Origin of the sequence: Bernardetia aquimarina (genome assembly GCF_042180575.1) — a bacterium.
Classification (GTDB): domain Bacteria; phylum Bacteroidota; class Bacteroidia; order Cytophagales; family Bernardetiaceae; genus Bernardetia.
In genome coordinates, this window is the sequence record NZ_CP170094.1 from 4567176 (window position 1) to 4590462 (window position 23287).

The window sequence follows — 23287 nt, forward strand, 5'->3', positions numbered from 1 at the left end:
CCTTACCAACGACTTTAAAACTAAAGTTTATGCTTTTTCAAACTCAACTTTTTTACCTTTTATTTTAGATTTGTTCATTACTCTGATTACATTATCAACATCAGATTGTGGTACTTCTACAAAAGATTCTTTTTCATTTACACGAATAGCACCAATTTTGTCGCCACGCATTCCTGTTTCTCCTGCAATAGCTCCCAAAATATCACCTTTACGTACATTTTCAGTTGCTCCTAAATCAATACGCAAACGAATCATAGTACCACGGTCGCCACGGTCTTTGTAAGAAGGACGGCTTCCTCTGTCTCTTCCACCTCTATCATCACGACGAGAAGAGTTACGACTTCCTCTATCATTACGTCCACCTCTACGGTCATTTCTTCCTCCTCTATCACGTCCACCACGTCCATCTCTTCTTCTATCTCTAGTATCCCAGATTTCAGCTTCTGTAAGACGATCAGTTGGTTTGTTTGATAATTGAAGGCTCAAAACAGCAGCAGCTACTTGTTTTGGAGTAATTCCTTCTATTTCCAACATTTCAATAAGAGCTGTATAGCTTTCTAACTCTTCAGCTTTTTTCTCATCATTGATAGTTGCTTTTAGGTTTTCCATGAAACGTAATTGTTTCTTAGCCAACACTTCTTGTTGAGTAGGAATTGTTCCTTGAGAAATTTTAGACTTAGAATAACGCTCAATATCATTCAAACGATATACTTCTCTACGACCAGAAATAAATGTAATCGAAACACCTTTATTACCAGCACGACCTGTACGACCAATACGGTGAACATAATATTCTGGGTCTAAAGGCACATCATAATTAATAACAGCTTCTACATTATCAACATCAATTCCACGGGCTGCAACATCTGTCGCTACCAAAATCTGAACACGACCATGACGGAATTTATTCATTACCAAATTACGTTGGTGTTGTGCCAAATCTCCGTGCAATGCTTCTGCTGCATATCCTTTTTGAATAAGCGTTTCGGCTACTTCATCAGTTCTTTGTTTTGTATTACAGAAAATAAGCATTGATTCCCAGCCATTATAAGCCAACAAACGAACTAAAACATCAGTTTTATAATTTGGATTGATTGGTAAGAATGATTGTTCGATATTATCACTTGTAAGTTCCTTGCTTATTACTTTTACAATTTCTGGATTGTTTTGGTATTTTTTAGCAATTTGAAGAATTGGTTTTGGCATTGTAGCTGAGAAAAGAACGGTTTGGTGTTCTGTTGTGATTTGCTCCAAAATCAATTCAATATCTTCTTTAAAGCCCATATTAAGCATCTCATCAGCTTCATCCAAAATTATATTTGTAATTTCTTCTAGCTTTAAAGTTCCTCTTTTGATATGGTCAATCGTTCTTCCTGGTGTTCCTACTACAATTTGAACGCCTCTTTTAAGGTTACGAATTTGTTTTTCGATAGATTCGCCACCATAAATAGCTGTTACAAAAATATCTTTACGGTATTTTGCTAATTTTTCTAATTCTCCTGCTACCTGAACAGCAAGTTCACGAGTAGGACACAAAATGATGCCTTTTGGTAATCTTGAGTTTCTGTCAAATTCGCTGTTTTCGTTTGCTTTGATGATTCTTTCAATAAGAGGAATACCAAATGCAGCCGTTTTTCCTGTTCCTGTTTGTGCTTGTCCGATTACATCTTTTCCTTCTAATAAATGAGGAATTGCTTCTGCTTGAATTGGTGATGGAGATTCAAATCCCATTGTTTCAACGGCACGTTTTACTTCATCAGACAGATTCATGTCTGAAAACTTCAATGTTACTTCAGTTGATTCAGTTGTCTTTGTTGTTTCTTTCAAATTTTCCATATAGAAAATATATAAATTATAGGGTATAAAATAATTTTAGAAAGCAACTCAGAAAAACTAATAAGCAGACGGTCAGAGTGTGTATCAATTTAGATAATCAAAATGATTTGCAAAACTAATTAGATAAAAAATTAGAAAACAAAAGACAATAAATAAAAGCTACAATGGTATGTATGCAGAATTTTATTTTATCAAAATTTATTTTAAGATTCTATTTTTAGTAAACAAATACGGTAGTGTATCAAGTGTTGATAAGAGCAAAAAGACGAAACCTAGATGACTTTGAGGCTTGTGCTAAGTGAGAAGCTTTTGTGGGAGGCGTTGAACGGTTTGTTTTGTGATTTGAAATTTAGTTTAATCATTTTATGATAATACAACTAAATTTCACAACGCAAGCTAACTCAACAAAGGCTTCGTATGTAGTGAACAGAAAAGAGGTACGTATTTTTTCAAACTACAAATTAATAATTTACCATTAATAATTCACAATTCTCAAACGTACTTTTAAATCAAAGTTTTCTATATTTCAATATTTAAGTTTTGATTTTAATGATAGTATTAATAAACTTATAGTATAAAATTTATAATTCTCATTATTTAAAACTCAAACAAACGCAGTAGCTTAGGCTTTTTCCTATGGCTTTCTTTAACGAGTTGCAAAGGTAAGAATTGTTTTTTTATAAACCTAATTTATTGCAGAAATATTTTGTAGAGTGTTTTTATACTCCTCCGTAATTAGATTTCGAAACTGTCTCCTATCAGTACACCTTCAAAGTTAAAGTGTACGACAGGTTTACTTTATTCGAAAACCAAAAGCGTATGAGTATAACTGGTTTGTAAGAATAAAATTATCTAAACAATTTTTTCCAAAAAGGAGTCTTAGGTTCATTACTTACAGTTTCATTTCCTTGCGTAATCTCATCGCCCATCAATCCAGCAATAGGTTCTAGTTCTTTATAATTCTGACAAACAATTTTCATAATTGCAGCTAAAGGAATAAACAAAACCATTCCAGATAATCCCCAAACAAAACCACCTGCAATCAAAGATAAAATAGCAGCTAAAGGATTCAGACTTACCTCTCCACCAATAATTTTGGGAGTAAGAAAATTTCCTTCCAAAAACTGAACTGCCCAAAAAGCAATCAATACATACAAAGCTGTTGTTGGACTATGATTCATTAGTGCATACAAGGCAGGCAAAAGCGCACCAATTCCTGTTCCGATATAAGGAATAATTGCCAAACAAGCAGCCAAAAAACCAAAAAAGAAAGGAGAATCAAGACCAATAATCCAAAGAGCAACACTATCCAACAGACCAATAATAAAAATAATAGTAATCAATCCTCCAATATATTTTTGTCCTACCTGTTGTACATCTTGTAATAAATGTCTGAATGCAAGACGATAATCTTGATGCACAAAACGCAATGCTACTTTTTGAATGCCTGTACGATATAATAACAACAAGAAAACATAAATAGGAATAAGTATTAATCCTGAGAAAAAATTACTCGTTTGGTTGAGTGTACCCGAAAGAAGAGAACTACCAGAACTAGAGAGCCATTTTTTAGATTGATTGAGAAGACTCTCGTCATCTAGTTTTGCATTGGGAACAACTTTATTGTATTGCTCAATGCCTTGATGAACTAAATTTAATAACTTTTCTCTAAAATTCTCAAATTCACTTACAATACTGACCACTTGAGTAGAAAAGAAATAAAATAAACCAAACAAACCTGCCACAACAATAAAAAAGCAAAGTAAAATACTAAAAATACGAGGCACTCCCTTTCTCTCAAAAAAGCGACACATTGGATACAGAATAAAAGAAATCAAGACCGAATATGTAAAAGGAATTAAAAGACCTTTAGCTTCTACAATGGCAAAAACAAAAAGTACCAAGAAAGCAATAATATAAAATGCTGTCTTTACCGAAAATGGAAGTTTAGTAAATTGTAGATTATTGTCCATAAAAAAATAAAGGTTAAAAAATGATATTCCTAAAAAGGTAACATAAAAATAAGAATTTACTCAAAAAAAGCAAAGTCTAATCAGATAACTAAATTTTGCTTTTTATGTTGATGAAATAAATTATAAAACAAGAATTTCTATTCTAAAAAGGCAAACGATAATGAGATAATTGTTCGAAAAAATTAGGGATAGCACTCGGAATAAGTGTTGCACTAACCACAAAACCAGTAATAGCACCGTATAAGTGAGCCGAATGATTAATATTATCAGATGAGTTTTTGCTTTGATAATACGAATAAATCACATATAAAGCTCCTAAAATAAAAGCAGGAATTGGAATCGGAATTAATAATAAAAATATTCTTTCAGTAGGTTGAAACAAAATAGAAGCAAAAACAATCGCTGAAACTCCTCCAGAAGCACCCAAAGAACTATATGCAGGCATATCTTTGTATTTGAAAAAAGAAGGCAAATCAGAAATAATAATTGCTACTAAATAAACTCCTAAAAAGATAGCTGAACCCAAAATATCTCCATAATTTTTCACATAAACTTGTTCTACAACACCTCCAAAAAAGAAAAAAGTAAGCATATTAAAACCCAAATGTGACAAACCATTATGAATAAAACCTGATGAAAGAAGACGATAATACTGTTTATTTTTATTAGCCAAAAAAGGATTATGTAATAACTTAGCTTGTAACTCTGGGTTATTAAATCCTAAAACACTGATAATAATTGTGATAACTAAAATAGCTAAAGAAACTGAAAATACCATTATATATAAATTTTGAAGTGAATGCTAAATAAAAGGGGCTAAGTAAATAAACTAACGAAAAAAACACTGATTTAGCTAAAAAAAGAATGATTTTAAATGATTTTTAAGGGAATTTATAAAATTCAATTTCTTGACATAGAATTAAATAAAATAAAACAATGTATAAACGAAACACTCTTAGAAAGAACACGTTAAGTAAATGTATTGATAGCTTTACTATTATCCTTTAAGACTTATTTATAGGATTTTTTAATTAAAACAATTCTGTTACAAGATAGCTTTAATTTAGTAAGTTATTAAAAAGATAAGAAAAATTTGAGTAAATTTATTCAACAACTACTCAACAAACATTCATTAAAAAAACGTAAAATTGTGAAAGAAACTATATATAGAAGCATTGTAAAAGGAATTAGTTGGCGAGTATTTGCTACCATAGATACTATTTTACTGTCTTGGCTTATTACAGGTCATTTTGGAGATGCGCTAAAGATAGGTTTGGGAGAGGTTTTTACAAAAACGATTCTTTATTTTTTACACGAAAGAGCTTGGAATCGAATTAGTGCAAGTGATAATCGTTTTATTTCTCACGGCAAAAGTTTTTTAAAAGGTATTAGTTGGAGAATCTTCGGAACAATAGATACTTTTATGATTGCGTTCTTTTTTACAGGAACTCCTTTTGCAGCTTCACAGATTGCAGCCTTCGAAGTAATTACCAAATTATCACTTTATTATTTTCATGAGCGTGCTTGGGAGCGTATTGTGTGGGGAAAAATTGACCGTACTCCTCATACCACAACAGTTGAAGAATGTATAAATTGTCAGTAGAAATAAAATCAGATTTCAAAAGTTGTTATATCCTTAAATACGAAAAACCTATTCATTTATTACGACTGAATAGGTTTTTTGCTTTATTAGTTACTATTCCAGATTAGTGCATTCTATCTCCACGAAGTTCCAAACTTTTCATAATTTCAGATTCATAATTCAAAAATTCTTGCCAGCGTTTATCTACTTTTTCTTTTGGTAAGTATTCTTTAGCCAAACCAATAAAAACTGTATAATGACGAGCTTCCGAAACCATTAGTTCACGATAAAACTTCTTTAATTCTTCGTCTTCTATTGTATTTGAAAGCATTTTGAAACGCTCACAACTTCGTGCTTCAATAAGTGCATTTACCAAAAGGTTATCCAAAAGACGCATTTCTTCACTTCCTCCTTTTACCATAAAGTTGCGTAATTTAAGAGCATATTCATCTTTTCTTTTTCCTCCAAAAGTCAAATTACGTTTTCGAAGCTGTTCCAATACCATCTCAAAATGTGTCCATTCTTCAGCCACGATTGGTGCAAGTGTATCGACAAGTTTTGGCAAATGATTATAGGTTACAATCAAAGAAATACAAGATGAAGCTGCTTTTTGTTCGCAATAAGCGTGGTCTGTCAAGATAGCTTCGATACTTTCTTGTGCTAATTCTGTCCAGCGTGGGTCAGTTGGGAGTTGAAGGTGTAACATGTTCAATTACGGATTACGGATTAAAAATTACAGTTCTCTGACAATTTTTTTGTTTTTTTTGCTAAAAACTATTACACTGTTTAATAAATTTCAACCTATTTTATTGTGCATTCAGTTTAGCTACGCTGAGGACTACGTCGTTCTCAGAACTGAATGTTTTGCTTCCTCAGAAGCATTAGGTTTATATAAATCACGCTTCTGAGGAAGCGTTTCGTTCAACTCTGAGGAGTTGAACACACAAAGTATATAAACTTTGAAAAGATTTATTTTATCAAAGAACCAAAATTACGAATTACGTTTTGAGATTATCAAGATATTTTCATAAAAAGCATAGAATAGTTAAAATTTTATAGAACTCAGATATGTCCAAGCAATAAATAATAACTGTAATGGAATTCTGAACCATAAATAAGATAGTCCATAGCCATCAAAAGTAGCTTTTTGTAAATCAACCTGTTTTATGGCTGCATAAATATTTGCAGGAAGTAAAATTACAAAAAAGACAATAAGAATCCATGCTGAATATATTTTCCAGTTAGGAATTAATAATCCAATGCCTAAAATAATTTCCAATATTCCTGTAAAATAGACTAATTCTGTTTTGAATGGAATTATTGATGGGAGCATCATTGTCATTCCTTTTGTAAAAGCAAAGTGTCCGATTGCAGTAAAACACAACATGGCGCACATTGCTATTCGTGCTGCTAAAATAACATCATATTTTTGATTAAAAAATCGTAAAACAAAAATTGAAAGCACAAAAACGACAAGCAGAACAACCAATGGTTTCATAGAAATAGTATTTAGATTATGATAAATGTTTAAGTTTTGACAAATATCACTATCTAAGATAGCTAAGACAATGAACCTAAGTTAAGAAATGCGTTTACGAATTCGGCTGAGGGCTTGTGGCGTAATTCCGATATAAGAAGCTATGTATTTTAGAGGAATAAATTGTAATAAATGAGGTTGTTCGGTAAATAGATTTAGATAACGTTGTTCTGCACTCTGATTCAATAAAGACAATTCTCGTTTAGATTTTTTCAAAAATAATTCTTCACTTGCCAGCCTTCCAATTTCGTTTCCAATTTGAGTTTGACTATAAATTTGTTGTAAATCTTGATACGTCAAACTCCAAAGAATTGTATTTGAAAGTGTTTCTAACTCATAACTAGAAGGCTCTTGAGTTATAAAAGAATCATAAGCACTTATAAAATTAGCTTCGAATGCAAATCCAAATGTAAAGTCTTCTGTTTCTTTTGGAATATAAAAACGAATAATTCCAGTTTCTATAAAAGAAAGAAATTTTTCAGTTTGTCCAACTTTGAGTAAGTTCGTTTTTTTTGGAAATTCTCTTTTTATTAATTTTGAAGAAAAAATAGTCCAATCTTTTTCAGAAATATCTACCTGCTTTTGAAAATATTTTTTTATCTCAATCATTTTATGTTCTTTCTAATTTACAATTTCTCCCCTTAGTCTTCGGATGCGTTTTCTAGCTTCTACTACATAAACACTTCCTGCATAATCTATAAGTTGTCTTTTGTAATATTCTTCTGCTTTTTCTTGGTCTTTTAGATTTTCTTCATAGATTTTTCCTAAAAGAAAATTTGCATCATCACCAAAAATATCTGTTGGATTGAGTTTTAAAACCAGTTTTAGCTTTTCGGCTGCTTCTTCAAAACGACCCATTTTTTGTAAGATAGTGGCTTCTTTCCAGTAAATTTCATCTGTCAGAGAATGGTCTTCAAAATGAGAACGCATTTTTTTGTACTCTCTCAAAGCATCTTCATATTGTTGTTGAAAAATCAATAAATCAATAGCTGCATATTCTTTCATTGCTGTTTCAGAAGAATCCAAGCCTGTATTATCTTGAATCAAAATAGACAAATCCATTGCATCATTGGCAATTTCTCTTGAAGTGGCAAGTTTGAGAATATCCAAATGTGCTTTTGCTAATTTAAAATCTCCATTAAAGTAGGAAAGTTTAGCATTTTTGAGTTTGGCAGAATAGCCTAAGGGCGTTTCTTTTTCTGTTTTTTCCACTTGCGAATATAATAAAGTAGCTTCCCAAGGTTCATTTTTTAATACATAAATATCTCCCAAATCTAATTTTACTTGACTTAGAAGCTGATGAGGAACACCTCTAATTTCTGTGATTTTGTTGAGTGTATTTATGGCAATATCTTTCTGATTGAGATAAAAAGCCTGCAAAAGAGCCATATTACGAGCTGATTTTGCTGTACTTGGATTCCAGCCTATTTCTGTAAGTGTTTGTTCGTAATCATTGACAAGTGATTTTATTTGTTCTTTATCAATAGGAAATTGATGTTTGATGTATTCTTCTTTCGAAGCCATCAAAAAATGTTTGGCTTGAGAATAAATTAATCTGCCTTTATAATTGTCTGTCAAATGTTCAAAAATAGTCGTAGCACTTTTCCATTCTTCATTATTATAAGCCAACATTCCGATTTCCATAATTTTTACACCTTCTGATTTATTTCTTCTATCCAATGCTTTTGCTTGTGTAAAAGCCATCATAAAATTCTTTCTTTGAAGAAAATACCAAACCAACATTTCACTAAAAACCTCATCGCTTGGATGTTTTTGTATAGCTTCGTACAACATTGGTTCTACCATATCCCATTCTTCATCTTCTGAAAGACGAGATTGTAACAGATGCTGAACATAAGGTGCATCATTTGGCTGTTTTTCTAGCAAAATCAAGAACTGCTCAACCATTTTTTTTGGTTTTCCCATGGCTAAATAAAGTAACCCCAAGTCCATGTCATAGTTTTCTTGTGTATTTTTTTGTGCTTGTAAATACATTTTTTCGGCGTATTCATAAAATCCTTCATGTGCCAAGACACGGGCAGCCACACGAGCCAAATGAGAATTTGATTTAATCGAAGTTATATAATCATTAAAATGCTTATCTGCTTTTTTATCTTCTCTTTTTTGTAACAGAAGTTTAGCATAGTCAATATTCATTTTTGGGTCTAAAGGTCTATCTTTCAAACACTTTTCAATGTATTTTTCGGCATCTTTTAGCTGTTCCAAACGCAACATAGCATCCAAATAATTAGTATAGATATAAGAAGCTGATGGATTTTTCTTCGCTATTTTTTCATAATATTGAACAGCTTTTTCATACTCTCCTTGTTCATAATATTCATCTGCCAACGCCAAATCTTGTGTATTTTGAGCAAAAACAGTTAGAGAGAAAGAGAAAAAAGTAATTAATAATACAGATAGAAATAGTTTGATAGAGTTATATTTTTTCATAGATAGTTTATTCATTTTTTTATCTTAAAGATTCAAGGTCTATAAATACATTTTTACATACTAAAGTGTACACTACATAATACACCACTGCCTTTGTTGGTGTTTTAGCGTAGCGACACCAACAAAAAATACGTACAAAACTTATTCTTAAACAACCTCATTTTATAAATTTACACAAAAACACGACTTATTTTTTAAATAAATGATTTGTTATTTAAGAATTTATTTTTTTTAACGCCTCATAACAACTATTGTTGCTTACTTTTGTAGTAGAATAAGATTAAATGTAGCTCATACATTTATAATTTACCATTAATAATTAAAATTTTATGCCCCCTAAGTCAAAAAAAGCGAGTGAATCGTATGTTACGATGACCGAAATGGTTTTGCCAAATGATACTAATCCTCTCAATAACTTAATGGGTGGAAGGCTTATGCATTTGATGGATGTTGCAGCAGCTATTTCAGCTCAAAAACATTGTAATCGTGTCGTTGTTACGGCTTCTGTTGATAATGTTTCATTTGAGGCTTCTGTTCCTTTGGGTGGTGTGGTTACATTGCAATCTCATGTAAGTCGTGCTTTCAATTCTTCTATGGAAGTTTATGTAGAAGCGTATGGAGAGAATATTTTGGAAGGTTCTGGACGAAAATTAGCCTATAAAGCCTTTTTGACTTTTGTAGCTGTTGATCAAATGGGAAACCCTATTAATGTTCCTGAGCTAGAACCTGAAACAGAAAAAGAAATTATGCTTTTTGATGGTGCTTTGCGTCGTCGTCAGTTGCGTTTGGTTTTGGCAGGAAGAATGAAACCAGAAGAAGCAACAGAACTGAAATCTCTATTTTTTAAGATAAACCCTGAAGGAGAATAGTTTTTTGAAATAATTTTGAATTAGAAGTCTATTCAGTTTTAATTGGATAGGCTTTTTTTATTTTTTGGAAACTTTGATAATAATGTTCCATTTAGTGAAATATATTTTAGTTTTTTGTAATCTTCTTCATAACCTTTTACCTTATTTAGTTGGTAAGTTATCTTATTTTCACAATCGCAAGCACAATGAGTTTTTCCATACGAATGATAAATACAATTTAGAGTAGAATCATTAACCATTTCAAAATCTCCCAAAAAAGAAAAACAACAATTATCTATTATTTGCCAAGTAATGTTTAAAGTAGTATCATTTTCAGAAATATCAAGAAATTTGTTGCTTTTTCCTTCTGTTTTAGTACTGATACATTCCTCTACATTTAATGTTCCATTCCATAAACCTACTCCACGAGCATTTAATTGATTCCCTGTTTGTGGCAACATCATAGATTCAAAAAGTATGTGTGCATTTAGTGTATATGTTCTGTAAAAAGTATCTATAACAGTGTTATCATCTTTATCAGAAGTAATGTCTGTATAATGAATAGTTACCATTTTCTCTTTTGTATGTTCTGTCGTATCATATTTGGCATACTCATACGCTTTTACTTTTCGAAAAAATAAAACCTGTCAGACACTTTAACTTTGTTGAGGGCTAAAACCGTTCATAAGTGTCAGTTAATAAAGTGAACTATCTTCAAATAATCAAAAAAGGCAACTTCAAATAAATGAAGTTGCTTTTTTGTAAATTAATAAAAAGTCTGTTTTAGATTACTACACATTCTCCATTGCGTACATCACTCATTACACTTTTATATTTTGCTTGTTTTACTTGTCCATTTTTATAACGAACCGTAACAACGTCATTTCTTCCAGGTTCTTGTGAAACTGTTCTTGGAGCAGTTGGAGCAATATTTTGCTGAGTTCCGTGCGCTCTTTGATTGTCGCTTGTTGTGTCGACTTCCTCAGCACGATTTACTTCCATTTGTTGTTTAGCTTCTTGCTCTCTACGCATTCGCTGTTCTAACTGACGACGTTGAGCATTTTGAAGAGCTTGTAATTCTTCTGGATCAGGCTCATGAAGTCTTGCACGAGAAAGGAACGAGGTAATTTCTTGATTAATCTCATCTAAAAGCGATCTAAATAATTGAAATGCTTCCATTTTATAGATAACCAATGGGTCTTTTTGTTCGAAACGAGCCATCTGAACTTGTTGTCTCAAATCGTCCATGTTTCTTAAATGTTCTTTCCAAAGATTATCAATAATAGAAAGTACCATTGTTTGTTCTAAAGTTGCAACAAGATTTGCTCCTCTTTTTTCAATCGTTTCTTCAATATTGACAGGCATCTGAACCATTCTACGCTGGTCAGTGATAGGAATGATTATTTCTCTTGCGCTCCCTCCACGTTCTGCATGAATATTTTCTAAAGTAGGAACTACCTTTGCAGCAATATCTTTATTTTTCTGACGATAAGCGTTGTAGGCTTCTTCATAAAGACGTTGAGAAATAGTTTGGTCGCCAAGTGATTGGAACTCAGATTTTGTAATTTCTGTCTGGATTCCTAAAAGAGAAAATACTTCTAAATGGAAAGACTCAAAATCTCCTTTATAAATCTGTACTAATTGGTCAGATACCTTTGCAAAAATAAGCATAATATCCAATTCCAAACGCTCTCCAAAAAGTGCATTACGACGACGTTTATAAATAACTTCTCTCTGCTGATTCATTACATCATCGTATTCAAGAAGGTTTTTACGAGAACCAAAGTGGTTTTCTTCTACTTTACGTTGTGCATTTTCGATAGATTTTGTAATCATAGAATGCTGAATTACTTCGCCTTCTTCTAATCCCAATCTATCCATAATCTTAGCAATTCTGTCAGAACCAAACATACGCATCAATGGGTCTTCCAAAGAAACAAAGAATTGTGAAATACCCACATCACCTTGACGACCAGCACGACCACGCAACTGTCTATCAACACGACGAGAATCATGACGCTCTGTTCCGATAATTGCAAGTCCACCTGCTTTTTTAGATTCAGGAGAAAGTTTAATATCTGTTCCACGTCCTGCCATGTTGGTTGCAATCGTAACACTTCCCGAAACTCCTGCTTTTGCTACAATTTCAGATTCTTTTTGGTGTTGTTTTGCATTTAATACTTCGTGTGGAATTTTACGCATTTGTAACATTCTACTCAAAATCTCTGAATTTTCTACTGTAGTTGTACCAACCAAAACAGGTCTTCCTTCTTGTACAGAATGTTGAATTTCGTCAGCTACAGCATTGTATTTTTCACGAACTGAACGGAAAATTTTGTCTTGTCTGTCATCTCTCTGAATCGGACGATTAGTAGGAACAATCACAACATCAAGTTTGTAAATTTCCCAAAACTCTGTTGCTTCTGTTTCGGCTGTACCTGTCATACCAGAAAGACGATAGTACATACGGAAATAATTTTGAAGAGTAACGGTTGCATACGTTTGGGTTGCATCTTCAATTTCTACGCTTTCTTTGGCTTCTAAGGCTTGGTGCAGACCGTCAGAATAACGACGACCATCCATAATACGTCCTGTTTTTTCATCTACAATTTTTACTTTATCTTCCATCACTACATAATCAGTATCTTTTTCGAAAAGCGTATAGGCTTTCAAAAGCTGAGTTACAGTATGAATACGTGATGTTTTGATAGAGTAGTCTGTCAGAAGTTTTTCCTTTGTTTCTAACTTTTGTTTGTCTTCTAAATCTTTGTCATTATCTATACGAGCAATTTGTGTTGCTACATCAGGAAGAATAAAGAAGCGAGGATCTTCTCCATCTTTAGTAATGGCTGCTGTTCCTTTTTCTGTAAGCTGAACCTTATTTTGTTTTTTCTCTATAAAGAAGTACAAAGGTTCGTCAGCCTCAGGCATGCGACGGGCATTGTCTGCTAAATATTCGTTTTCCGTTTTTTGAAGTAACGCCTTCATTCCTGGCTCACTCAAAAACTTAATCAAAGGTTTGTATTCTGGAAGCCCTCTAAAAGCTCTAAAAAGTGGCAAGCCTGCTTCTTTTTCGTTTCCAGCTTTTATTTTTTGTTTGGCTTCTTGTAAGAAATCTTGTGATAATTTGCGTTGAAGTGCTACTAATTTTTCAATACGAGGCTTGAAAATATCATATTCTTGCGCTCCTGCATCCTGTACAGGACCAGAAATAATAAGTGGTGTACGAGCATCATCAATCAAAACAGAATCTACCTCATCAATCATGGCAAAATAATGACCACGCTGAACAAGTTCTTCGGTTTCACGAGCCATATTATCACGCAAATAATCAAAACCAAATTCGTTGTTTGTTCCATAAGTAATATCAGCAGCATAGGCTTTTCGTCTTGCTTCTGTATTTGGCTGATGCTTATCGATACAATCAACCATCATTTCATGAAATTCAAAAATAGGAGCAACCCATTCTGAATCTCGTTTTGCAAGGTAGTCATTTACCGTAATTACATGAACACCTTTTCCTGACAAAGCACGTAAGAAAGCAGGAAGAGTAGCCACTAATGTTTTACCTTCTCCAGTTGCCATTTCTGAAATTTTACCTTCATAAAGCACTACACCACCCATAATCTGAACGTCGTAATGAATCATATTCCACTCAATTTCTTGTCCCATGGCTGTCCATTTGTTGTGCCATGTTACTGTTGCGTTATCTCCTTCACCTACAATTTCAATTTCGTTGTGGTAACGTCCTTCTTGTTGTCTTTTTTGAATAATTCTACGGTCGTGGTCAGTTGCTTTTACCGTAAGTTTTTTGTTTTCTGTCAAACGTCTTGCTGTATCTTTTACGATGGCAAAAACGACAGGCAATACTTTATCTAATACTTCATCTAGTTTTACGTTTCTATCTTTTTCTAATTTATCTATCTGTACAAATATTTTTTCTTTTGCATTGATGTCCATTTCTGGGTCTTCGGCAATTTGCTTTTTAAAATCTGCAATATTTGTATCTATTTGAGCAACATGTTGATTTATTTCATCTCTTACATCACGAGTTTTTTCTCTCAACTGATCATCTGTCAAGCCGTGAAGTTGTTTGTATTCTAAATTTACTTGTTCTACGTAAGGTATAAGTTTCTTGCGATCTCGTTCCGATTTTGTACCGAATACTTTAGCGACCACGCTTGTGATTGAATTAAACATAATATTTTATATAGTTCGTATTGATTGCTTAAATAGCTACCTTTTATTTTTTTGATTTTGAAGGTTTTATAGTTGCTTTTATCTTTAAGTCAAAAATTAAGCAAAGACGTTTTTTTGCTCAAAATTTATTTAAAATGAATGAAAAAGCATAATCAATGGTATCAAAACCGACAAAATGGCAGAGTCTATTGATTTGTAATAACATACAAAGTTACGAATCTGAAAGGGAATTTGCAATTTTGAAGAGAGTATAACGACTAATGATTAGAAATTAATCAAAAGACTGTATTTGATTAGTAAAGTGTTTGTAATCAATAAGTTATGTTTTTTTGTGATTAACTTCACAGTTTTGGTAGGTCGGAATTGATACCAATGAATTTTAAGTATCTATAAAGGTTGGTTCGCTTAGGGAAACAATAGTAAAACTATTTATATAAGGGTGTTTTTATAGATTGAGAGCTTATACAGAACAAACATAAATACTAAATCGTGGAAAAACACAAAACAAAACATTGATTCTATCCGTTGAATCTCAATACGTATAAAAATAGAACATTTTAAAATATTATTATTCTTATGTTCGATGCCTATTCTGAGAAAGAACGTTTGAATATTTTGAAAAAATATCAAATAGTAGATACACCCTCTGACAGTGCTTTTGACAGAATTACTAAACTTACTGCTCAAATATTTAATGTCCCTATATCTCTCATATCTTTGGTTGATGAAGATAGGGTATGGTTTAAATCAGTAGAAGGATTAGATATAACAGAAATACCAAAAGCACAAGGGTTTTGTGGGGCAGTTATTCTTCTAGATGATATTTTAGAAATACAAGATATTACCAAACACTCTATGACCTCTAGTACTTTCTCAATTTGTAAAGAACTTGAACTACGTTTTTACGCTTCTGTTCCTCTAAAAGTTGAAGGTAAATATAATGTGGGTACACTCTGTATTATGGATAAAAAACCTCGTGTGCTTAGTGATAAAGAGAAAGAAATCTTTAAATCTTTAGCAAATTTGGTAATTGAGCAGCTTGAACATCATTTATTAGCTAAAAAAGCAATACAAACACAAGAACATACACTTGATATGATGGAAGCTCTCTATGAGAGTAGCAATTATTCAAAAAGTTTCATTGATAAAGATTTGAGAATCATTCATACTAATCAAATTACAAAAGATATATGTAAGGCAATTTTTGGAAAAGAACCAAAAAAAGGAGATTTATTACTAGATTTTATACTACCTATATATCAGTCAGAATTTAAGCAGTTGTATAAAAAAGTATTAGCTGGAGAAACTATTGAGACAGAAAAAAGTGAAGGTAAAAATTGGTGGAAATTTAGGATGCTTCCTGTTTACGATAAAAACTCGACTATTATTGGTATAGCACATAGTTTAGAAGACATCACTCAATATAAGAATATTACAAAGAAGGCAAAAAAATTACAACACGACTTAGATATTCTTGCACAAAACTTTCCTGATGGTTCTATTTCTTTAATAGATAAAAATATGAAAGTCTTATATACTGGAGGGCAAGGCTACAAAACATATAATATCGACCCAACTATTTTTTTTGGTAAACATGCAAGTGATATGCTTAATCCTAAATTATACCGTAAGTTACAAGAAGTTATTCCCAAAATTTGGAGAGGGTTTACTGTTTCGTATGAAGTAGATTATAAAGGGCAAATATTTTTGACCAAAATATCTCCTATCAAAGATGAAAATAATAATACAGAAAGCTTTGTATTGGCAGTAACAGATATTACAGATCAAAAACAAAAAGAAATTAGGATACAAAAGCAAAACGAACGTTTGAAAGAAATTGCTTGGCAACAATCCCACGAAGTGAGAAGACCTGTTGCTACAATTTTGGGATTGATGAATTTGATAAAAATAGAAAACAATCAAGAAAATATATTACTCTATCTAAGTTATCTACAACACGAAGTAGATTTGCTTGATAAAATTATCTGTAAAATAGTCGCTGTTACAAATGAGGAATATTAAACAAATAAAGTGAAGTAATAATAAATTCATACTCTATTTTTAAAAAGATATGTATTTTTACAAAAAAAAATAATTATTTGATACAACAAATCCCTTATCTAATGAATTTTTGTAAAAAAACACCTCAAAAAAGACTTTTTTCTTTAGTTTATACTTTCCTGTTTCTATTATTTTCCACATCGTCTTTTGCTCAAGCAAATCTAAAAGCCGAATTAGTACAATCAGGTCCGATGGTTGGTTATTCCGAAATGAGTGAAATAGGGCTTTGGATACAAACTAAAAAATCAGCAAAAGTACAAATTGCATACCGTCCAAAATTAGAAATAGCAACAGAAAAATCTATTTCAGATGCTCCTTTTCAATTTACAGAACCTATTCAAACTAATTCTCTGACTGCTTTTGTTGCAAAACCAGTTTTGAGAAACCTTGAACATTCGACAAAATACGAATACAAAGTATTTATAGATAATAAAGAAATTCCTTTTGAATATGATTTGAAATGCCAAACTCAACTACTTTGGCAATATAGAACTGACCCTCCAAAAATAAAATTTGCTTTTGGTTCTTGTGTCTATGTAAACGAACCTAAAGACGACAGACTGGGGAAAGGCTACGGAAGTGAATATGAAATTTTTACTTCTCTTTATAAGGAAAATGTTGATTTTATGGTTTGGGGAGGAGATAATACCTATTTGCGTGAACCAGATTTTGGTAGTCGTTCGGGTATTTTGCACCGTTATACACATACTCGTTCGCTTCCAGAAATGCAGCCTCTTTTAGCTAATGTTCATAATTATGCTACTTGGGATGACCACGATTTTGGTCCAAATGATTCTGATTATACATTTTGGAATAAAGATATTACTGCTGAGGTTTTTCAGCTTTTTTGGCACAGTCTGAATACAAGCATTATAGAAGGAGCAAATAATGTTGTGAGTACTTTTGTATGGGGAGATGCTCAATTTTTTATGTTAGACAATCGTACTTTCAGACAAGCACAAGATTATGAAGCTGAGAATAAAAATTATTTTGGAGAAGCACAGGTTCAATGGCTTATCGAATCCTTAGTATCTAGTAAAGCTCCTTTTAAGTTTGTAGTAGCTGGTGGACAAATTTTGAATGAAAGTGCTATTTTTGAAAATTATGCAACCTATAAAGAAGAGCGTCAAAAAGTACTAGATGCCATTAAAAAACAAAATATTTCGGGGGTAATCTTTCTTACAGGCGACCGTCATCATAGCGTAATTACTAAAATGGAACGTGAAAATGATTATCCTTTGTATGACTTTACGTCCTCTTCACTTACAGCAGGTTCATCTACACCAAAAACCGATGAAAATCCAACAGCTATAAAAGATTCTTTTATTGTAGGAAAACACAATTACGCAGTTATTGAAATTGAAGGAAAACGCAAAGAACGAGTTCTGACAATTACCTATAAAGATAAAGACGGAAAAGATTTGTATTCACTTACAATTAAAGAAGATGAGTTGAAAAGAGTAGAGAAATAACTACAAACAGGATTTTAATTCTATTTTTACAAATAAAAAAACTCTTGATTCTAATTTTATATAATTTTGAATCAAGAGTTTTTTGATGTTTTTAATTTGTCTGTTGTATTTTTTATAATTCTATTTATTTCGAATTTTTTCTTTTTCGCTTTCTGTGCCTTTGTTGGCTGCCATTTCTTCGTGGAGTTTGCCTTGTATGAGTTCTTGTAGGTTGAATGGTGCAGGTTGTCTTTCGATGCTTTTTTTGATGAGCGTATGCAGTTGTTTTTCGTTTTCAAAGTATTCTCGGTGCCATGTCGAAGTGGCTATAAATTTCATAAATTCTGCTTCTTCTTTATGCGAAGTTTCTCCGTCTAATATTAAATATACCGTTTCTTTGAATACTGGAAGTTTATTTAGTTTGCTCATAATAAATGTGGGATAAATGGGTTTTGAAAATAATAATTTAACTACTGATACTGCCTTTTTTGATAAAAATTCTATACAATTAAATTTTCAAAAAATTGGCAAATAAAAAACCTCAACAGCTAACTCTATAAAGTTTGCTCTCAAGGCTACAAAATATCATATATAAGTTTTAAAATCTCTCGGAAACAGAACATTATCAAAACGAGTAGAATCTTCTACAAATAAAACAGCATCCTGCTGAGTATGTAGTTGATTTTGGTTTTGTATGCCTTTCCCTTGAAGATTATAAAATTGAATTTGAAGCGTTTTTATTGAAAACAGAGTAGTGAATAAAGATTGTAACAACAAAAAAGCGACTACACCAAGAGAAATAAAGCCTGTAAAACTAAAGCTAAATCTACCATTTAGGTAATTATTTGTCTTATATGTAGTGTGATTCGTCATAACGGTCTTTTTATATAAATCAATTTTTGAAGGTTTTGTTTAAGAGTAGTGTTTTTTAAAAATTGTTTTTCATTAGATAACTCTTTCAAATTCAACTACTCAACTTATTTTATTTCAAAATAATTCAAAAATAATTCCTTTTTTTAGAATTTTATTCAAGTTGATAGAATGGTTTATTCTTACTAAAATTAATAATTACTCTTTATGATTGTATGATAAAATACAGATAATCATAAATTGCTACTTTTTAGTATAATAATCAAACTAAAAATAAATTTACATAAAAAAACCTTCATTTCAAGTAAATGAAATAAAGGTTTATGTTTTTCTTTCTTCTTATATGAAGAATATAAAAGTTGCCCCGCAAGGACTCGAACCTCAACTATCGGTACCAAAAACCGGTGTTCTGCCAATTAAACTACAGGGCAAGCAAATAACTAAAGCACAAATTAGCTTATAAATTAAGCGAATACAAAAGTATCATAAACTAAATTCTAAAACAACTATTTTTTTAAAAAAATAGAAAAAAATAAAAGTTGCCCCGCAAGGACTCGAACCTCAACTATCGGTACCAAAAACCGGTGTTCTGCCAATTAAACTACAGGGCAAGCAATAATTCAAATGATTTGATAAAGTGTCTAAAAGTAATTTCTTAACACCTTTCTGTTTCAAATCGGTTACAAAAGTACTATTTTTATTTTAAAATCCAAACATAAAACTATTTTTTTTGAAAAAAAAGTTTAGTCAAGACGAATATTTTGTTCTAAATTACTCCATTTGCTTATCCAAACTCAAATTAAATAATATCATTATTGGTATTTTGGGAAAACTAACCTATACAAATAAACCAAACTTTTTTCTATATTGTTATTTAATCTGAATCGACAATGCTTTAATACTACTAAAACTTAGAAAAATACTCAAATTAGATGTCATTAAGCTATTCAATCGACTTTAAAATTTAAAAACTCCATTATTTTATGCCTTAATCTATGAACTTAGAACTATTTTTTGATAAACCATCCTTATCCAATTTTGATGGACAAAACCATAAAAATACATGGTTTGAAATTTTGACTGGTGATTTTTCGGCAGATTTTTCGTGGCAAAATGCCGAAATTGCAATTATTGGAGTCGATGATAAAAACGGCTCAGAAAATAAATCTATGCTCAATGCTGCTGATGCTGTTCGTCAAAAATTATATCGTTTGCAAAAAGGTAGAGCGCATAAATACAATATAGTAGATTTGGGGAATTTGCGTTTAGGTGATACAGAAAATGATACTAAAGAACGTTTGAGTGAGGTTTGTTATAGACTTTTGCAAAAAAATGTGTTGCCTATTATTATTGGAGGAAGTCATGATTTGACTTTGGCACAATATGAAGCCTACAAACCTTTAGATAAAATGCTTTCGCTTTTGTGTGTCGATGCTAAGATTGATTTGGATACAAATAGTAAATCGTTGGCAGATAGTTTTATGGATAAAATCTTGAAATTACAGCCTAATTATTTATTTACTATTACACATTTGGCAAGTCAAGAATATTTGATTCCATTAGATTTTATAAAATTATATCAAAAGCTCAATTTTGATATTGTTGGAGTGGGCAAAATTAGAGATAAACCTAAAGAAATAGAACCACTTGTAAGAACATCAGATTTACTTAGTTTTGATTTGAGTGCCATTCGTGCAGCCGATGCAGCAGCAAATAAACTTGCCCAACCTTTTGGACTTTCGGCAGAAGAAGCAACACGCATTTGTTGGTATGCAGGGAATAATGTACAAATGACTTCGATTGGTTTTTATGAATATAATCCCGATTTGGACATATATGGACATACGGCAAGCATTATTTCGACAATGATTTGGTATTTTGTAGAAGGATTTTATAATCGCCAAGCTGAATATGATTTTGGAAGTCCTTTTTATATTAAATATCTTGTTGCAATGGGTGGAAGAACTGACTTTATGATGGTTTTCTATAAAAGTAAACTGACTGATAAATGGTGGTTAGAAGTCCCTGCGCCTCATTTTGATACTCATTCTGATAATGAATTAGATGAAAATCCATATCAACGTCCTTCTATTATTCCGTGTAGTTATAATGATTATCAACAAGCTAATAGAGGAGAAATGCCAGAACGTTGGATAAAAATGTACAATCGTTTGTTTTAAACCATAATTTATTGGGGGATACAATTTATAAATAACTACTTGGCATACAAGCTATGCAGAGCAAATTTTTGAAAAACATTCCTGTAATAGTGCCTTTAGTCTGAAGTAAAACTAAGCAATTTTGTGTTTTTGTAAGTAAACTCTTATCTTTAGTAGATGGTTAGTTTCTTGATAATTAGCTATTTGATTTTGAAGTTGTTTGAGAATAGAAAAATTGTGTTTTGTGTATTAAAGAATATGGAAAAATAGCATAATTTTACCAATAAATCCGATACAAAAATTTATTCTTTAATCCTGCTTTAGTACTCCCTTTTACATCTACTTAATGAGAAATTATTTACACTTTCTAGTTTTTTTTTCTTTCCTTTTTTTTTCTAATTATTCCTTTGCACAAGATGAATATACAACTGATGGAAAAAAAATAAGTGTTGAAAAATACCTTTCTATGTCTAAAGAAAAGGAAAATGAAGGTGATTATAGGGGAGCAAGTGATTATTTGAATAAAGCTGCACTTGTAACATGGGAAGCAAAGGATTTACGTCCTGCCATTAATTATTTTCATCAATCTTTGAAATTCAATGAAAAAGTAGATAATCAAAGTGGAATGTATGGTATTTACAGCAATTTGGCTATGATTTATGCTGATTTGGCAAAATATGATTCTTCACTTTATTTCTTTCAAAAAACACTAGCAGGAAGACGTAAAAAGTCCGAAAATGTAACTATTATTTCCTCTCTTATCAATATTTCTGTGGTTCTAAATAATCTAAAAAGATACGATGAATCTGCTAAGTTTTTGAAAGAGGCTTTAGAAATAGCACAAGAAATGAATGATATAGCACAGATGAGAAGTTGTTATGGAATGCTTGCCGAAACCTATCAAAAATCAGGAAATGACGAACAAAAAACATATTATTTTAATCTCTATAAAAGTTTTAATGAGCTTCTACAAAAACGAAAAATAGAAAAAGTAGAAACAGACCTTGATAAAGAAAAACTAAAGGCAGAAGTATTAGCTCTTCAAAAACAAAAATTAGATTTAGAGTTGATGAATCAAGGTTTAGAGTTACAAAAAAAAATAGAAATTGTTGAAAGTCAAAAAGATAGCTTAGGTGATTTGACAGAAAAACATACAAAGCAAGAACTTGCTATTCAACTTCTCAAAGAAAAAGCAAATGTAGAACGTATAGAAAATGAAAGTAGAATTCAAGAACAAAAAGCAATTACAAGAACAGCTATTTTAGTTGCATTTTTTATTTTGATAGTTAGTGGACTTTTATTTTATTTTTACATCCGAACACGAGAAAAAAACAAAAGTTTGGCAGCACAGCGCAATCAATTACAAGAACAGGCTGTTTTATTAGAAGAACAACAGGAGCAATTAGAAACTCAAAAGTCAATTTTAGAAAAACAAAGAGATAAATTGAAGGCAAGTAATGGAGTGAAGGATAAATTATTTTCTATTATTTCACACGACCTCAGAACGCCCTTTACTTCTGTCAATGGTTATTTGACTCTTATTAAGTATGGCGCATTGAGTTTAGAAGAAGTAGGTACGCTTGCAACAGAAGTCAAGATTTCAGTCGACCATCATTTAGAAACACTCAATAATGTTTTGGAATGGTCAAAGGCGCAAATGCAAGGAATCAGACCTGTACCAGAAAAAGTTAGTTTGACTAAAATTGCCCAAGACCAACAAAAATTCTTTAAATCTTTAGCAGAAAGCAAAGAAATAGAAATTGCAAACAATATCAATGAAAAAACAAAAGTTTTTGCTGACCCTAATCAAATAGATGTAATTTTGAGAAACTTAGTAGGTAATGCCTTAAAGTTTACACAAAATGAAGGAAAAGTTACTATTTCATCAGAGACAAAAAATGATTCTGTTATTGTTTCTGTAACTGATACAGGAATCGGAATGAACAAAGAAAACCTAAATAAACTCTTCAAAAAAGATGAACATTTTACCACACAAGGAACAAATAATGAAGCAGGAACAGGGTTAGGGCTTATTATGTGTAGAGATTTTGTAGAGGCAAATGGAGGTAAAATAAGAGTGGAAAGTGAAGAAGGAAAAGGAACAAGCTTTATATTTGATTTACCTTATGTAAACTAAAAAATGCAGAATTTTGGCATACAAAAATTAACTAGGTGTAAAAATTGTTAAATCAACCAAAGAAAATATCAACCAACACCAAATTGATGAATTTATGAAGCAAATCAAAGAAGAAAATCCGTAGTTGTCAGTTTACTAAAAGTCATAAAACAAATTACTTCCGAAAGCAACACAAAATCTAA

The 23287-nt window shown here is 31.5% G+C and carries 17 protein-coding genes and 2 tRNA genes; 6 read left to right on the forward strand and 13 right to left on the reverse strand.

Translation table 11 applies throughout. The features are described 5' to 3' along the window. Positions 1–27 precede the first annotated feature (27 nt). From ACE193_RS19540 to ACE193_RS19550, 3 genes are all read right to left on the reverse strand, one after another. Positions 28–1836, reverse strand: a complete 1809-nt coding sequence (locus ACE193_RS19540; protein ID WP_375559897.1) for a DEAD/DEAH box helicase — start codon at positions 1834–1836, stop codon at positions 28–30. Between the two features lie 848 nt (positions 1837–2684). Further along, the gene (locus ACE193_RS19545; protein WP_375559898.1) at positions 2685–3809 is read right to left on the reverse strand and encodes an AI-2E family transporter; all 1125 of its coding nucleotides are present in this window, start codon (positions 3807–3809) and stop codon (positions 2685–2687) included. Positions 3810–3951: 142 nt separating this feature from the next. Then, positions 3952–4587 carry a rhomboid family intramembrane serine protease gene (locus ACE193_RS19550; protein ID WP_375559899.1) on the reverse strand — a complete coding sequence of 212 codons (636 nt, stop codon included), beginning with the start codon at positions 4585–4587 and terminating at the stop codon, positions 3952–3954. A gap of 372 nt (positions 4588–4959) precedes the next feature. On the opposite strand from ACE193_RS19550, the gene ACE193_RS19555 reads away from it, so the two are divergent. Then, positions 4960–5412: a DUF2061 domain-containing protein gene (locus ACE193_RS19555; RefSeq protein ID WP_375559900.1), complete on the forward strand. Its 453-nt coding sequence runs from the start codon at positions 4960–4962 to the stop codon at positions 5410–5412. 103 nt (positions 5413–5515) lie between these two features. Here the strand turns inward: ACE193_RS19555 and ACE193_RS19560 are convergent, their stop codons facing one another. From ACE193_RS19560 to ACE193_RS19575, 4 genes are all read right to left on the reverse strand, one after another. Beyond that, a complete protein-coding gene (locus ACE193_RS19560) occupies positions 5516–6097 on the reverse strand; it encodes a tRNA-(ms[2]io[6]A)-hydroxylase (protein WP_375559901.1) in 582 nt (193 codons plus the stop codon). A gap of 339 nt (positions 6098–6436) precedes the next feature. Next, on the reverse strand, positions 6437–6889 hold the full coding sequence (locus ACE193_RS19565; protein ID WP_375559902.1) for a hypothetical protein: 453 nt from the start codon (positions 6887–6889) through the stop codon (positions 6437–6439). Between the two features lie 81 nt (positions 6890–6970). Next, positions 6971–7537: a Crp/Fnr family transcriptional regulator gene (locus ACE193_RS19570; RefSeq protein WP_375559903.1), complete on the reverse strand. Its 567-nt coding sequence runs from the start codon at positions 7535–7537 to the stop codon at positions 6971–6973. Positions 7538–7549: 12 nt separating this feature from the next. Continuing rightward, the gene (locus ACE193_RS19575; RefSeq protein WP_375559904.1) at positions 7550–9394 is read right to left on the reverse strand and encodes a tetratricopeptide repeat protein; all 1845 of its coding nucleotides are present in this window, start codon (positions 9392–9394) and stop codon (positions 7550–7552) included. Between the two features lie 314 nt (positions 9395–9708). On the opposite strand from ACE193_RS19575, the gene ACE193_RS19580 reads away from it, so the two are divergent. Beyond that, positions 9709–10248 (forward strand): acyl-CoA thioesterase, encoded by a 540-nt coding sequence (locus tag ACE193_RS19580; protein WP_375559905.1) that lies wholly within the window; start codon positions 9709–9711, stop codon positions 10246–10248. Positions 10249–10286: 38 nt separating this feature from the next. Here ACE193_RS19580 and ACE193_RS19585 read toward each other — a convergent pair whose 3' ends face one another. Together ACE193_RS19585 and secA are read right to left on the reverse strand one after the other, a co-directional pair. After that, positions 10287–10799, reverse strand: coding sequence for a hypothetical protein (locus tag ACE193_RS19585; RefSeq protein WP_375559906.1), 513 nt, complete (start codon positions 10797–10799; stop codon positions 10287–10289). A gap of 211 nt (positions 10800–11010) precedes the next feature. Beyond that, on the reverse strand, positions 11011–14427 hold the full coding sequence (secA, locus tag ACE193_RS19590; protein ID WP_375559907.1) for a preprotein translocase subunit SecA: 3417 nt from the start codon (positions 14425–14427) through the stop codon (positions 11011–11013). 576 nt (positions 14428–15003) lie between these two features. Between secA and ACE193_RS19595 the strand changes: the two genes are divergently transcribed. Beyond that, positions 15004–16449, forward strand: a complete 1446-nt coding sequence (locus tag ACE193_RS19595; protein ID WP_375559908.1) for a PAS domain-containing protein — start codon at positions 15004–15006, stop codon at positions 16447–16449. Positions 16450–16550: 101 nt separating this feature from the next. Further along, positions 16551–17960, forward strand: coding sequence for an alkaline phosphatase D family protein (locus ACE193_RS19600; RefSeq protein ID WP_375559909.1), 1410 nt, complete (start codon positions 16551–16553; stop codon positions 17958–17960). Between the two features lie 120 nt (positions 17961–18080). Here the strand turns inward: ACE193_RS19600 and ACE193_RS19605 are convergent, their stop codons facing one another. From ACE193_RS19605 to ACE193_RS19620, 4 genes are all read right to left on the reverse strand, one after another. Then, entirely contained in the window at positions 18081–18368 is a 288-nt protein-coding gene (locus ACE193_RS19605; protein WP_375559910.1) for a hypothetical protein, read from the reverse strand. Positions 18369–18524: 156 nt separating this feature from the next. Then, positions 18525–18812 (reverse strand): hypothetical protein, encoded by a 288-nt coding sequence (locus tag ACE193_RS19610; protein WP_375559911.1) that lies wholly within the window; start codon positions 18810–18812, stop codon positions 18525–18527. 356 nt (positions 18813–19168) lie between these two features. Next, positions 19169–19240, reverse strand: a tRNA-Gln gene (locus tag ACE193_RS19615). Between the two features lie 108 nt (positions 19241–19348). Further along, positions 19349–19420 (reverse strand) — tRNA-Gln (locus ACE193_RS19620). 384 nt (positions 19421–19804) lie between these two features. On the opposite strand from ACE193_RS19620, the gene ACE193_RS19625 reads away from it, so the two are divergent. Together ACE193_RS19625 and ACE193_RS19630 are read left to right on the forward strand one after the other, a co-directional pair. After that, positions 19805–20989 (forward strand): arginase family protein, encoded by a 1185-nt coding sequence (locus tag ACE193_RS19625; protein ID WP_375559912.1) that lies wholly within the window; start codon positions 19805–19807, stop codon positions 20987–20989. 325 nt (positions 20990–21314) lie between these two features. Beyond that, a complete protein-coding gene (locus ACE193_RS19630; RefSeq protein ID WP_375559913.1) occupies positions 21315–23105 on the forward strand; it encodes an ATP-binding protein in 1791 nt (596 codons plus the stop codon). Positions 23106–23287: the final 182 nt, after the last annotated feature.